Origin of the sequence: Streptomyces sp. NBC_00435 (assembly GCF_036014235.1) — a bacterium.
GTDB lineage: Bacteria > Actinomycetota > Actinomycetes > Streptomycetales > Streptomycetaceae > Streptomyces.
This window is the reverse complement of the sequence record NZ_CP107924.1, coordinates 5,680,927-5,695,191: the sequence shown is the minus strand read 5'-3', so window position 1 is coordinate 5,695,191 and position 14,265 is coordinate 5,680,927. Positions and strand designations below refer to the sequence as shown.

At 72.6% G+C, this 14,265-nt stretch carries 10 protein-coding genes; 5 read left to right on the top strand and 5 right to left on the bottom strand.

The genetic code is table 11. From position 1 onward, the window contains the following. Window positions 1-51: 51 nt before the first annotated feature. The 4 genes from OG389_RS26235 to OG389_RS26220 all read right to left on the bottom strand — a co-directional run bounded on the left by OG389_RS26235 (window position 52) and on the right by OG389_RS26220 (window position 5,774). On the bottom strand, window positions 52-1,278 hold the full coding sequence (locus OG389_RS26235; protein ID WP_443059344.1) for a L,D-transpeptidase: 1,227 nt from the start codon (window positions 1,276-1,278) through the stop codon (window positions 52-54). Window positions 1,279-1,404: 126 nt separating this feature from the next. Further along, window positions 1,405-2,157, bottom strand: coding sequence for a L,D-transpeptidase (locus OG389_RS26230; RefSeq protein ID WP_328300897.1), 753 nt, complete (start codon window positions 2,155-2,157; stop codon window positions 1,405-1,407). A 122-nt stretch (window positions 2,158-2,279) separates the two neighbouring features. Continuing rightward, on the bottom strand, window positions 2,280-4,457 hold the full coding sequence (locus OG389_RS26225) for a choice-of-anchor A family protein (RefSeq protein WP_328300896.1): 2,178 nt from the start codon (window positions 4,455-4,457) through the stop codon (window positions 2,280-2,282). A gap of 120 nt (window positions 4,458-4,577) precedes the next feature. Further along, the gene (locus OG389_RS26220; RefSeq protein WP_328300895.1) at window positions 4,578-5,774 is read right to left on the bottom strand and encodes a L,D-transpeptidase; all 1,197 of its coding nucleotides are present in this window, start codon (window positions 5,772-5,774) and stop codon (window positions 4,578-4,580) included. A gap of 402 nt (window positions 5,775-6,176) precedes the next feature. Between OG389_RS26220 and glgX the strand changes: the two genes are divergently transcribed. Beyond that, complete coding sequence (gene glgX, locus OG389_RS26215; protein ID WP_443059462.1) at window positions 6,177-8,381, top strand: glycogen debranching protein GlgX; 2,205 nt, start codon at window positions 6,177-6,179, stop codon at window positions 8,379-8,381. A gap of 121 nt (window positions 8,382-8,502) precedes the next feature. After that, entirely contained in the window at window positions 8,503-9,237 is a 735-nt protein-coding gene (locus OG389_RS26210) for a CDP-alcohol phosphatidyltransferase family protein (protein ID WP_328300894.1), read from the top strand. Window positions 9,238-9,379: 142 nt separating this feature from the next. Here the strand turns inward: OG389_RS26210 and OG389_RS26205 are convergent, their stop codons facing one another. Then, window positions 9,380-9,853 (bottom strand): adenylyltransferase/cytidyltransferase family protein, encoded by a 474-nt coding sequence (locus tag OG389_RS26205; RefSeq protein ID WP_328300893.1) that lies wholly within the window; start codon window positions 9,851-9,853, stop codon window positions 9,380-9,382. 171 nt (window positions 9,854-10,024) lie between these two features. Between OG389_RS26205 and OG389_RS26200 the strand changes: the two genes are divergently transcribed. The 3 genes from OG389_RS26200 to OG389_RS26190 are packed head-to-tail and all read left to right on the top strand — an operon-like array spanning window position 10,025 to window position 14,231. After that, window positions 10,025-11,230, top strand: coding sequence for a glycosyltransferase (locus OG389_RS26200; protein ID WP_328304107.1), 1,206 nt, complete (start codon window positions 10,025-10,027; stop codon window positions 11,228-11,230). Beyond that, a complete protein-coding gene (locus OG389_RS26195; protein WP_328300892.1) occupies window positions 11,227-12,987 on the top strand; it encodes a lipopolysaccharide biosynthesis protein in 1,761 nt (586 codons plus the stop codon). Before OG389_RS26200 ends, OG389_RS26195 begins: the two co-directional genes overlap by 4 nt. Beyond that, window positions 12,984-14,231: a hypothetical protein gene (locus OG389_RS26190; protein WP_328300891.1), complete on the top strand. Its 1,248-nt coding sequence runs from the start codon at window positions 12,984-12,986 to the stop codon at window positions 14,229-14,231. The genes OG389_RS26195 and OG389_RS26190 overlap by 4 nt, the downstream gene beginning before the upstream one ends. Window positions 14,232-14,265 lie beyond the last annotated feature (34 nt).

Below are 14,265 nucleotides of genomic sequence, written 5' to 3'. Positions count from 1 at the left end.
GGGTCACAGCACCGGGCCACCTGGACTCCGTGGACTACCTGGAGCGGAGGACTACTTGATCCACTCGGCCCAGTCCATGTTCCAGCCGTTGAGGCCGTTGTCGGGGGCGACGTTGTTGTCCTTGGAGTTCTTCACGATGACCACGTCGCCGATCAGCGACTCGTTGAAGAACCAGGCGGCGGGCTGGCTGCCGTCACCGGCGCCGCGGACGTCCTTGAGGCCCACGCAGCCGTGGCTGACGTTCTCGGAGCCGAAAGTGCTGGACGAGGCCCAGTAGTTGCCGTGGACGAAGGTGCCGGAGGTCGTCAGCCGCATCGCGTGCGGGACGTCGGAGATGTCGTACTCGCCGCCGAAGCCGACGGTGGCGCCGTTCATCCGGGTCACCTTGTACTTCTCGCTGATGACCATCTGCCCGTTGTACGTGGTGTTCGAGGGGGCGCCGGCGGTGATGGCGACCTTCCTGATCTCCGTGCCGTCACGGACGACGTGCATCTCGTGCTCGGCGGCGTCGACGGTGGTGACCTGGGAACGGCCGACGGTGAAGGTGACCGTACGGGTCTGCTTGCCGTAGACCCCCGGGCGGCCTTCGACCCCGTCGAGCGCGAGCTTCAGGGTGACCTTCGTACCGGCGGCCCAGTACTTCTCGGGGCGGAAGTCGAGGCGGTCGTTGCCGAACCAGTGGCCCTCGACCGGCACGGACGGCTCGGCCGTCACCGTGATGGCCTTCTCGACGGCCTCGGGGTTGGTGATGCCGCGGGAGAAGTTGATCGAGACCGGCATGCCCACGCCGACGGTCGAGCCGTCCTCGGGCGTGTACTGGCCGATGAAAGTGTTCGCCGGGGTCAGGGTCGTGAAGGTGGTGTCCTTCGCGGACTCGCGGCCGGCCTCGTCCTTGGCGACCGCGTGCACCTTGTACTCGGTGGCCGAGGCGAGGTTGCGGGCGGGCTCCCAGCTCGCGCCGTCCTCGGCGAGCTTGCCCTCCACCGCGTTGCCCTTGGTGTCGGCGACGGTCACCGTGGTGAGCTTGCCGCCCGTGGTGGATATCTTCAGGATGCCGCTGGTGGCGACCTCCTTGGCCCCGTCGTCGGGCTTGACGCTCACGACGGCCTTCGACGCCTCGGTGCCGGTCGTACCGGTACCCCCGTCTGCGCCACCGCTCCCGCCGGCGCCACCGCCGTTGCCCCCCGCGCTGCACGCGCTGGTGAACAGCAGGGCCGCGCCCAGCAGGAGGGCCGGCAGGCCGGTGCGGGCGCGGCCGCGTATCGGCTGCAGGTTCACTCTTGTTCTCCCCATGTCCCCCGCGCGCGGGCAGTCGCGCGCTTCTCGCCAGGAAATCACACGGGGGATCACGAGACAGTACGGCCTTGTCACCGTTCCGTCCCAAGAGTGGTGCCACGCCCTGGGTCAGCCCTCCGTACCGGGCTTGGTGCCCCAGACGTAGACGGCGTCGCCCTCGGTCAGCAGGTCCCACAGCCGCCGCGCGTCGGGGACCGAGAGGTTGACGCAGCCGGCGGAGCCGCCGTGGGCGTACAGGTCGCCGGGGCGGCCGTGGAGGGCCTGGCCCTCGTCGAAGAACTGGGCCCAGGGCATGGGGGCGTCGTCGTAGAGCGTGGACTTGTGGTCCTCGCTGCGCCAGTAGACCTCGTGCCAGCCGGGGCGGGTCTCCTCGTCGTCGCGGCCGGTGCGGACGGGCACGGGCGGGAAGACGACCGCGCTGTCGCGCTGCACCCAGAGCAGCTGCCGCTCCAGGTCCACGCACGTCACCCGGTGGGGGCGGACGGGGCAGCCGCCGGCGGCGTTGGGGTTCGCGCGGGCGGCGACCGCGACCATGGTCCGGAAGGTGACCAGCCCGGCGTAGCCGTCGGCCGGCCGGATCGCGTTGCTGCGCTGGAACCCGCGGATCGCCTCGCAGTCCCTGATGTCCTGGACCCCGTCGGCCCGGCGGCGTAGGTGCCCTTCCAGCTCGCGCTGGTAGGGCCCGGTCCCGGCGGTGCACGCGGCCAGGGCATCGGCCGCGGGCGGGGCCGTGGCGGCGGGCGGGGCCACGGCCCCGGGCGCCGGGAGCGGCGGGCCGAGGGTGGCCGTCGCGAGGAGCGCGGCCGTGGCGGCCGCCCTGCCTATCGCCCCTGCCGCGTCTGCCGCGCCGCCTGTGGTCATACGGGCCTCCTCGCGCCCGCCGGCCGGGCCGCTGGCCCTGAGCAAACCGGACCCGCCCGGAGTCGGCGCGCCGGGTGCGCCGGTAGGGTCACCGGCGCACCCAGGTGGCCTACTCGCGCCGCCTATCCGGCCCGGGGCGGCTTCGGGCCCTTGCCCTTGCCCTTGTCCTTCCCCTTGCCGTGGTCGTCGCGCTTGTTGTGGAGGGTGACCAGCAGGCGGTGGTCCGGGGTCTTCGCGTCCAGGTGGAGCGGGCCCGTCACCCGGTTCCGCGGCAGGACGTAGCCCTCCGGGACGTCGGTCTCGACCACGTAGTACGCGCCCTCCCGCAGCTCCGGGAACTCGCACACCCCGGCCCGGTCAGTCGCGCAGCCCGCCGTCACCTTCCGGTCGGGGTTGATCCCGCGCGTCTGGAGACCCGCGGTGCTGTTGGTCTCCTTCCACACCTCGAATACCGCCCCGCGCAGCGGGCGCTTCGTCTTCGAGTCCTTCTTCAGGACCTTGATCGACCCCGTGTACTCGGGATCCAACTTCCGCTCGTCGACGACGTTCACGACCAGGCCCGTCCGCACGTCCTCCTCGCCGAGGTCGAACGCGGTGACCGGGTTCGCGGGCAGGTCGTAGCCGGCCGGTGCCTGCGTCTCACGCCAGTAGTACCGCTCGCCGACCGGCAGCTGGACCGTGCAGCTTCCCTTCGCGTCCGTGGTGCAGGAGCCGGGGAGCCGCTCGTCCCGGTCCGTCCCCCCGGTCTGCAGGCCCGCACGGTCGTTGGTCTCGCGCCACAGCTCGAACCGGGCACCGGGCAGGAGCGCCCCGCCGTCCTTGCCGGACTTGCGCAGCACCACCTCGGCACTGGCCGGGAGCTTCGTGTTGTCCATGCGGACGCGCACGCCGGCCGCGGCGTTCTGCCCCGTCAGCGTCAGTGCGGCCACGGGGTTCGGCGCGAGCTCGTACCCGTCCGGCGCCTTCGTCTCGCGCCAGTAGTACGTGCCGAGCGGGACGGGACGGGAGCAGATGCCGCTCGCCGGGGTGACGCAGTCGGCGACCTTGGTGTCGCCGCCGGGGTTCGCGAACTGGGCTCCGGGGGTGCGGTTCGTCTCGTGCCACAGCTCGTACGTGGCTCCGGCCAGCGGCTTGGCCTCTCCGTCCTGCTTGAGGACGGAGACCTGGCCCACCACCGGTGCCGTGCTCCCGCAGTCGGGCAGGCTGCCGTTGAACGGGTACGCGTGGAACTCCTGGCCGCCGCCCCCGCCCTGGACGCCGGTGTGGGTGAGGTCGCCGGTCGTGAAGAAGCGGCCGTTCATGCCGGGCAGGGTGACGGTGGTGGACGAGGCCGGCTCGGCGACCAGCACACTGCCCTGGAACTGGCCGCTGCCGTTCAGGTTGAGGGTGGTGGCGTCCGGGAAGTTCCACAGCAGCCGGTCGCGGTAGGGGTTGAACCCGTTGGCGTTGTCGGTGATGTCGCCGCTGAAGGTGTTGACGGTCCGGTTCGTGCCGTAGACGTTGACCAGTACGGTGGCGCCCGCCGGGATCCGGTCGAAGCGGATGCCGATGGCCCCGCCGCCCCGGCCGACCATGTCGGCGTCGACCGCGAAGACCTGGAGCGCTGCGGTGTTGTCACCGGTGAAGACGAAGGTGCCGTCCTGGTTGCGGACGGTGCCGGTGGCCGGGCGGTGCTGCCCGTCGGTGCGCGCGTAGCACTTGCTCGCCGCGGTGAGCCGGGGGCGCAGCGGGGCGTACGGGGTGGCGGCCGCCAGGTCCTGCACCAGGTCGCCCGTGACGGTTCCGGGGCCGGGGGCGGTGCCCGCATGGCGGACCAGGCCGCCGTCGGAGATCAGCCGCTCGCCGGTGGCGATGTGGACGTTCCCGCCGGTGGTGAGGAAGTCCGCCCCGTCCGGCGGCGGGACGAGGGAGCCGGCGCCGACGATGCCGATGTTGTAGACGCTGCTGGCCCCGGCGACCTTGTCCTGGTCGAAGGTGCCGAGGACGACGACCCGGCCCTCGGCCTCGGCGGCGCGCTCGCGGACCCGGAAGTCGCCGCCGACGAAGATGTTGATGCCGTTGTCGCGGCCCTTGGGGTTCCCGTCGAACCCGATCTGCGGGTACGGGTCGGGGCACCGCCCCGGTACGCACGGACCGAGCCCGTCGGGCAGCGGAGCCCGCAGGGCGGCCGCCGCCGGCCGTTGCGCGGCGGGCGCGCCGGGGCCCCCGGATCCGCCGGGGCCCGCTGCCAGGGCCGTGGGCGCCCCGGCGGCCAGTACGGCCCCGATCGCTACGCCGAGGGTCCAGTTCCTTGCTGACATGACGCTCCGTCCGTTACCTGCCTTGCTGGCCCGTACAGGCTGGCCGCGGGTCCCGGCGCGTCGGACGGAGGACACTCCCCCGCTACGGCATTCCGGTAGGACAATCACCCGACTGGGGCGTCAACCGATGGCGGAGCCCGCGATCCAGGCCGGCCAGGACAGGTTCCAGCCGCCCAGCCCGTTGTCCGCGGCGACCGTCTTGTCCTGCGAGTTCACGACCTCGACCACGTCCCCGACCAGGGTCCGGTCGAAGAACCAGCCGGCCGGGGTGTCCGAGCCGCCCCCCTTGTTGTCGCGCAGCCCGATGCAGCCGTGGCTGGCGTTGGTGGACCCGAAGGTGTCGGGGCTGGCCCAGTAGTTGCCGTGCAGGAAGGTCCCGGAGCGGGTGAGGCGCATGGCGTGCGGGACGTCGGGGATGTCGTACTCGCCGCCGAAGCCGACGGTCTGCCCGTTCATGCGGGTGACGTCGAAGAGCTCCATCACCACCATCTTGCCGTTGTAGGTGGTGTTCTTGGGCGCCCCGGCGGTGATCGGCACGGTGGACAGCAGCTCGCCGTCGCGCCGGACCTCCATGGTGTGCGCGGCCGCGTCGACGGTGGAGACCTGGGAGCGGCCGACGGTGAAGCGCAGGGTCTTGTCCTGGATGCCGTAGGCGCCGGGGGCGCCCTCGAGGTCCCGCAGGTTCATCCTGACCGTGACCTCGGTGCCGGGCTTCCAGTACGCCTTGGGCCGGAAGTCGAGGCGTTCCTTGCCGAACCAGTGGCCCGCCACCTCCACGGCCGGGTCGGAGGTGATCGTGATGGCCCGCTCCACATCGGCGCGCCGTTCGATGGACTGGCTGAAGTTGAAGGAGATGATCATGCCGGTGCCGACGGTGGAGCGGTTCTCGGGCTTGAAGTAGCCGATGAACCGCTCCTCGGGAACGTAGGTGGTGAAAGTGGTGTGCCGGGCCTGGCGGCGGTTGTGCCCGTCGAGCGCGACCGCGTCGACGGTGTACTTGGCCGCGAGCGCGAGCCGGCCCCCCTCCGGGTCGGGGCTCCAGCTGAGCCCGTCGACGGCGATGGCGCCGGGCACCTTCTCCTCCTGGGCATCCTCCACCTTGGTGACCACGACCCGCTCCAGGCGCCCCTCGGGCACGGTGACCGTCAGCGGGCCCTCGGCCGGTACCCCCTTGGCGTTGTCGTCGGGGGTGATCCTGATCGCCTCGTCCGGTGACCGGGGTTTCCCGGGCAGCTGGATCTCGATCGGGGAGCCGCCGTCCGCGGTGCATCCGGCCAGGCCTCCGAGGAGGCCCGCCCATGCCACGACGGCGGCCAAGCCCGCCCCTGCCCGCCTCGTCAGAAGAGTCACGATCCTCCAACGACCGGGCCCCTCCGGGGGAAACGTGGGCGCGGCCCACGTTCCAGGCAGAACAGTCCGGGCAGAACAGTGGGAAGGACCAGACGGGGGCGGGCCCTGGCCGGGACGCCGGGGCCGCAATTCCCCTGCCCCTGCCGGTACCGAGAGCCGTGGAGGCGGGCAGTGTCGAGCGCAGCCGAGCAAGAGGCGGTGGAAGCCGTCGCGGGTGAGGTACGGAGCGGCCCGGCAGCCGCGCCCGTACCGCACGACGCCGAGCACCCGAACGGGGCCGGGCATCCGAACGGGACCGGGACCAGAACCGGGAACGGGAACGGGAACGGGAGCAGCAACGGGAACGCCGACGGCAATGGGCACGGGCAGCTGACCGGCCTGCTCAGAGGCCACGCGGCAGCCGCGCGGACCCGCCCGGGACCGCCGGTGTGGCCCGGGTCCTCCCATCCGCTGGGGGCCCGTTTCCACCAGGGGCCGGACGGGACGGCCGGGACCAACTTCGCGCTGTGGGCCCAGGGCGCGGAGGCCGTGGAGGTGTGCCTGTTCACGGAGGACGGGACCGAGACCCGGTGCGCCCTGACGGAGCTCACCCACGAGATCTGGCACGGCTTCCTGCCGGGCGTGCGGCCCGGACAGCGGTACGGATTCCGGGTGCACGGCCGCTGGGACCCGTGGACGGGGTCCCGCCACAATCCGGCGAAGCTGCTCCTGGACCCGTACGCGCGGGCCGTGGACGGGGACTTCCTGCTCCCGCCGGAGGTCTACGGACACGTGCGCGACTGGCCGCAGCAGTACATCGCGGACACCGTGCGCGACGACCGGGACTCGGCCCCGCACGTGCCCAAGGGGGTCGTGGTCCATGATGACGACGACTGGGCGGACGACGTCCGGCCGAAGACCCCGTGGGCCGATTCGGTCATCTACGAACTGCACGTGCGCGGCTTCACGAAGCGTCATCCGGGCATCCCCGAGCACCTGCGCGGTACGTACGCGGGCCTCGCGCATCCGGCCGCGATCGAGCACCTGACCGGGCTCGGGGTGACGGCGGTGGAGCTGCTGCCGGTCCATCAGTTCGCGCACGAGGACCATCTGCTGCGCCGGGGTCTGCGCAACTACTGGGGCTACAACTCGATCGGCTATTTCGCCCCGCACGCCGGCTATTCCTCGAGCGGTACGACCGGTCAGCAGGTCGGCGAGTTCAAGCGGATGGTCAAGGCGCTGCACGCCGCCGGGATCGAGGTCATCCTCGACGTGGTCTACAACCACACGGCGGAGGCCGGCGAGCTGGGCCCGACACTGTCGCTGCGCGGGATCGACAACCGCGCGTACTACCGGCTCCAGTCGGACCAGCGCCGGTACGCGGACTACACGGGCTGCGGGAACACCCTGCACGCCGGGCGGCCGCACGTACTGCGCCTGATCACCGACTCGTTGCGCTACTGGGTCACCGAGATGGGGGTGGACGGCTTCCGCTTCGACCTGGCGGCGGCGCTGGCCCGCTCGATGCACGATGTGGACATGCTGTCGCCGTTCCTCGCGGTGATCGCCCAGGATCCGGTGTTGCGGCGGGTGAAACTGATCGCCGAGCCCTGGGACGTGGGCTCGGGCGGGTACCAGGTGGGGGCGTTCCCGCCGCTGTGGACGGAGTGGAACGACCGTTACCGGGACGCCGTACGGGACTTCTGGCGCGGGGCGCTGCCCGACGTGCGGGACCTCGGGTACCGGCTGTCCGGGTCCAGCGACCTGTACGCGTGGGGTGGGCGGCGACCGTACGCCTCGGTCAACTTCATCACCGCGCACGACGGTTTCACCCTGCGCGACCTGGTGTCGTACGAGTCGAAGCACAACGAGGAGAACGGCGAGGCGGGCCGGGACGGCACCAATGACAACCGGTCGTGGAACTGCGGGGTCGAGGGCGAGCCCCCCGAGGGCACGGAATCGCGGATCGCGGCGCTGCGCCGGCGCCAGCTGCGCAATCTGCTGACCACGCTGCTGCTGTCGACCGGGGTGCCGATGCTGGTGGCGGGCGACGAGTTCGGCCGGACGCAGGGCGGCAACAACAACGCGTACTGCCAGGACAACGCGACGAGCTGGGTGGACTGGTCGCTGCTGGAGGACCCGTCCTGGCAGGCGCTGCTGGCGCTGACCCGGCGGCTGCTGGCGCTGCGCCGGGCACACCCGGTGCTGCGGCGGCGGGCGTTCTTCTCGGGGCGCGCGCAGGGGGCGGACGGGTTGCGGGACCTGGCCTGGTTCACCCCGGCGGGGGCGGAGATGACCGAGCGGGACTGGTACGACCCGGCCGCCGCGGTGGGCCTGTACCTGTCGGGCCGGGACATCCCGGGCCGCGACGAGCGCGGGCGCCAGGTGACGGACGACAGTTTCCTGGCGCTGCTGCACGCCGGGGACCGGCCGGTGGCGTGGGTGCTGCCCGGGGCGCCGTGGGCCCGGACCTACGAGCTGGTCCTGGACACCTCGCGGGAGGACCAGGCGGCCGCGCCCGCCACCCGCCACCGCGGGGGCGAGAGCGTGACGGTCCCGGCCCGCGCCGTGCTGCTGCTGAAGGTGGTGGACTGAGTCGGGGGCCGGGCCGGTGGGAGTCCGAGACCGGAGTGAGCTCTCGTGCGCCCTGCGATGATGTGGCCCTTCGTACGCACGCACGCGTATGCGGATCACGGATGGTCGAGGGGTTGCGTCTATGGCGAATGTCGGGACCGCGCTGCGGGAGCTGCGCGGGGCGCAGAAGTCGGCGAAGGGCGTGTCGCTCTATTCGCGGTTCGTCAACCGGCCCGTCGGGCGGTACCTGGCCGCCGGGTCGTACGCGCTGGGGCTCACCCCGAACCAGGTGACGCTGATCAGCGCCGCCCTGAGCTTCGCCGGGGCGGCCGCCGTCGCACTGGCCGCGCCCTCGTGGGGGCTGGGGATCACGGTGTGGGCCCTGCTCGCCGTCGGCTTCGCCTTCGACTCCGCCGACGGGCAGCTGGCCCGGCTGCGCGGGGGCGGCAGCGCGGCGGGCGAGTGGCTGGACCACGTCGTGGACTGCGCGAAGCTCACCTCGCTGCACACCTGCGTACTGATCGCCTTCTACCGCTTCCCGGAGTCGTACGGGATCCCTGCCGGGACGGGCGGGGAGGGCTGGCTGCTCGTGCCGCTGGGCTTCCAGCTCGCCGCGGTCGTGACCTTCTTCGGAGGGCTGCTGACCGAGAAGCTCAAGCCGAAGCCGGCGCCGGGGAGCCAGGCCGCCGCACCCTCGGCCGCCCGCGCGGTGGCGCTGCTGCCGGTGGACTACGGGGTCTTCTGCACGGTGTTCCTGCTCCTCGGCGGCAGCGGGCTGTTCCGCTGGGCGTACGCCGGGATGGGCGTGGTCGCCGCGCTGTTCCTGCTGGCGTTCCTCGCGAAGTGGTACCGGGAGCTCAGCGCCGTACCGAAGTGACCGACGCCATACCCAGGCGCCCGACGCCGTACCGAAGTGACCGACGCCATACCCAGGCGCCCGGCACCGTACTGGTGCCGGGCGCCGCTGTGGCGTGACCGGCGCGCGCCCCGGGGGCGGGCGCGCGCCGCCGCGTGGCGGCTCAGCCCCGCTGTTCCGCGGCGAGCGGCTCCGACAGCGCGTCCAATGCCCGGCGCAGCTGGGTGCTGGAGGTGTGGACGGTGTACGGGAAGTAGACGACGTCGACGCCGTGCACGGCGAAGTCCTTTTCCAGCCGCTCCCCCTTGGGAGTGCCGCGCCAGTCGTCACCCTTGAAAATCACATCGAACCGGACTTGCTTCCAGGTTTCCAGCTTGTCCGGGACGGTCTCGACAAACGCGGCGTCCACATAGCGGACGCTGCGGACGATCTCCAGACGCTCGACGAGCGGGATCATCGGGCGGCGCCCCTTGGCGAATTCCGCCATCTCGTCGGAAACGACCCCGGCCACCAGGTAGTCGCACTGGCTCCGAGCGTGCCGGAGGATGTTCAGGTGCCCGATATGGAACAGATCGTAGGCACCCGGTGCGTAGCCGATTCGGTACGGTCTGCGCACAGGCGCAACAAATTCGGACATATCCAGCTCCGTTATGTGATATCCCCCAAAGCCACACTCCCTCGTGTGGTGGATTAGCAGACAATAGCGTGCGCGTTACCCACCTTGGCGGTGAACGAATAGGGTGACGAGCGCATCATCCTGGGGAGAGGGGGACGTCCCGTGTCGAAATCCGGCCACCGACGCCTACTGCTGGTTTCTACGAATTACGCCCCCGAGCACACGGGCATCGGCCCGTACGCCACCCAGATCGCGGAGCACTGGGCGGATCTCGGTCACGAGACCCACGTGCTCGCGGGCATGCCCCACTACCCGGCCTGGTCCGTCGAGCCGGAGTACAAGGGGGCGCTCCAGCGCACGGAACAGCGCTCGGGTGTGACCGTGCACCGGCGCGCGCACACCGTGCCGCCGCGCCAGACCGCCGTTCGCAGGGCGCTCTTTGAAGGATCGATTCTGCTGCACGGCTCCGTGGCCCCGCCCCGGATGGCGAGGCCGGACGCGGTCCTCGCCCAGATGCCGAGCCTGGCCGGCGGCCTGCTGGCGGCCCGCCTCGCGGCACGCTGGAAGGTGCCCTACGTCCCCGTCGTCCAGGACCTGATGGGCGCCGCCGCCGCGCAGAGCGGGATCAGCGGCGGCGACAAGGCCGCCGCGTTCGCCGGCCGCGCGGAGGCGTACGCCCTCAAGCGCGCCACCCTCGTCGGTGTGATACACGAGACATTCGTGGACCGGGTCGTCGGCATGGGCGTGGACCCCGGGCGGATCCGTCTCGTCCCCAACTGGTCCCATGTGGCGTTGCCCACCAAGCCGCGCGGCCGCACCCGCAGCCACCTCGGCTGGGCCCCCGGCCAGACCGTCGTCCTGCACTCCGGGAACATGGGGCTCAAGCAGGGCCTGGAGGTCCTCGTGGGCGCCGCCCGGCTGGATCCGAGCGTCCGTTTCGTCCTGATGGGTGACGGCAGCCAGCGCTCCGCCCTGGCCGACCTCGCGGCCGATGTGCCGAATCTCGACATCATTCCCCCTGCCGCCGACGGCGAGTTCCCGGATATCCTCGCCGCGGCGGACGTGCTCGCGGTCACGCAGCACGCCGCCGTGATGGACATGAGCGTGCCGTCCAAACTGACCTCCTACTTCCAGGCCGGCCGTCCCGTCGTCGCTTCCGTGGCGGCACAGGGCGGTACCGCCCAGGAAGTGGAGCGTTCGGGCGCGGGGGTGCTCGTACCGCCGGAGAACCCCGAGGCCCTGCTCAAGGCCGTACGGGCCCTGGCTGAGGACCCCGCGGGCGCGGACGCGCTCGGTGCGGCCGGACCGCGCCACGTGGCGGCGCACCTGAGCCGTGAGGCGGGCCTGGCCCGTATCGACGCATTGATGGACGAAGCACTTGGGGGTCCCCGGCCGTGATCGAGACCAACCGACCGGCAGCGGCTCCGGCCGAGGACGAACCGGACCTCCTCCGGGACCAGTTCCGCCAGCTCCTGCGCTACCGCCGGCTCATCGGCGCGGGCGTGGGCATCGGCCTGCTCGGCGGGGTCTACCTCGGCGTCTCCACGGCGGACACCTACGTGGCCACCGCCGACATCGTGCTGCGCGCGCCCACCGACGACCCGTTCAACCCGAGCCTCGCCCCCGACAAGGCGATCAACATCGGCTCGGAGCGCCAGGTCGCGCTCTCCAGCTCCATAGCCAACGAGGCCGCGAAGAAGCTCGGGGTCTCGGCCTCCGACTTCTCGGCCCTGCGCTCCGGTCTGCAGGTGACCAACCCGCCGCAGACGATGGTGCTGCGCTTCACCTACACCGCGGACTCCCCCGCCGAGGCCGCCCGCCGGGCCAACGCGATGACCGAGGCGTACCTGCTCAAGCGGCAGGAGGCCCTCGACGTCACCCGCGACAAGATGGTCAAGGGGTACCAGGACCAGCGCGACCCGGTGGCCAAGCAGCTCGAAGACCTCGTCAAGCAGATCAACGGCATGCCGGCCGGTCCCGCGCGCGACGCGGCGTACTCCTCCAAGACCGACCAGCAGAGCAAGGTCAACACCCTCAACAGCAACATCGCCAAGCTCCAGGCCCTGGACATGACCCCGGGCCGGGTCACCAGCGCCGCCGTCCCGCCGCACGGGGCCGACGGCCCCGGCCTCCCCATGTCGCTCGCGCTCGGCGCGGCCGTGGGTCTCGCGCTCGGCCTGCTGGGCGCCTGGGTACGGCTCGTCTTCGACCCGGCGCCGCGCTCCGAGGGCGACGTGGCCCGGGCCCTGCGCGCGCCGGTACTGGGCTCCCTGCCCCGGGGCAAGGCCGACGGCGGACCGCTGCTCGCGGCAGGCGAGGAGGACCCCCGGCTCGCCGAGGAGTACCGCTCGGTGGCCTTCCGGCTCGCCTACGACTCCCGTTTCGCCGACCGGCGCCGGCTCCTCGTGGTCGCCCCGCGCGGCAGCAGCGAGGTCGCCGCCGCCGTGGCGGTGAACCTGGCCGCCTCGTTCGCCGAGACCGGCAAGGACGTCCTGCTCATCGAGGCGGACCTGCGCACCCCGGTACTGGCCAGCCAGTTGCCGACCGACGCCGCCGGCCGCCCGCGCTGGAGCCAGAGCCAGGGCTCGGCCGGACCGCAGCACGGGGACACCGAGTGGCCCGACGGGCGCCAGCTCCTCGTGGACGCCGGTGAGTCGGGGTCCTTCGACCTGATCCCGGGCGAGCGGGTGCGCAACGTGCCCCGTGCGCTGACCTCCTCGCGCGCCACCCGGCTGGTCTCCGAGGCCGACTCCCCCAACTCCACCGTCGTGGTGCTCGCACCGCCCGTGCTCTCGTACGCCGACGCGCTCGCCCTCGTGGACCGCGTCGACGGGGTGCTGGTGGTCTGCGACCCCGGCACGGTGCGCCGGACCGACCTCTCCCGCATCCGCGAGCTGATCAGCGGCGCCGGCGGCACGGTGCTGGGCGCGGTGCTGCACGCCCCGCTGCCCGGCGAGAAGAAGCGCGGCCGGGGCAAGGACGCCGCGCCCGCCGGCGAGGATCCGCGGCCGGAGCCGCGACCGGGGCCCTCGCCCCGGTCGCGCGAGCCGCAGCCGATCCCCTACGAGGTGGCTGCTGCCGACGCCTCCCAGCACATTCCGGGTGACGGGACCGACACGGTCGCCCTGCGTACGGTCCGCACGGGCCGGCGGTGAACCGGCGCGGCCTCGCGGCAGTCGCCTCGGTACTCGACCAGGCCGCGTCCAGCGCCACGAACATCCTGGTGCTGCTGCTGGCCGCCCAGCTGTCCTCGGCGGCCGGTTTCGCCGACTTCTCGATGGTCTACGTGACCTTCACCGTGCTCCTCGGCCTGAACATGGCCTACGTCGGCCAGACCACGGTGCTGGAGAAGGGGGAGCGACTGGGCGCGGTCTGCCGCGCGGGCCTCGCCTTCACCGCGGCGGCCTCCACCGCCGCGGGGGCCGTACTGGTCCTCGTGGGGCTGCTGCTGCCCGGGGCCACCGGGTGGGCGTTCCTCTCCCTGGGACTCGTACTGCCGCTGGTGCTGCTCCAGGACGGGCTGCGCTACTGCTTCTCCGCCCTGCGGGTGCCCGGGCGGGCGCTGGCCGCCGACGCGCTGCGCCTCGCGTGCGTGGTGTCCGCGCTGCTGCTGCAGCCCGAAGGCGCCTCCGCGGGCCGGCTGGTGCTGGTGTGGGGGGTCTCGGCGCTGCCCGCGCTCGCGCTGGGCCTGTGGCTGCTGCGGCCGTGGGTGCGCGGGGCGGCGGCGGGCGAGCTGCTCCGGGACGTGCGGCCGTACCTGCGGCGCGGGCACCTGGGACAGCGGTTCGTGGTCGAGTTCGCCGTGGGCAACGGCTCCAGCCAGCTCGCCGTACTGGGCCTCGGTGTCTTCGCGACCCCGCTGGCCGTCGGCGCGCTGCGCGGCGCCACCACTCTCTTCGGACCGCTGAACGTGCTCTTCAACTCCGCGAACTCTTTCGGGCCGCCGCTCGTCGGCCGGGCCTCCGGCAAGCGGGGCGTGGTCCGGCTGACCGCCGTGATGGGTGGCACGCTCGCGGTGACCGGCGCCGTCTGGGGGGCCGTGCTGTACGCACTGCCCGACCGGATCGGCCGGGATCTGCTGCTCGGCGAGACCTGGACGGCGGCGTCCGCGCTGCTGCCCGCCACCGGCGTCCAGTACGCCGTCATGGGGCTCGGCACCTGCGCGCTGCTGTCCCTGCGGGTGCTGAACCCGAAGTCCACCCTCTCGCTCCAGGTCGTCTTCTCGCTGCTGTCGGTCGCCCTGCTGCTGGCCGGGTACGCCCTGTGGGGCGCGGCCGGCGCCGCCTGGGGGCTGGCGCTCGGCTCCGCCGCGAAGGCGGCCGCGGGCTGGCTGCGGGTGGCCCGGCTGCGGGTGCCCGAACCGGTGCCCGCCACCGGGGACCCGGTCCGCGCGGCCTGACCTTCGGAGCCGGGCCGGCCCGGCCCGCGGGGTC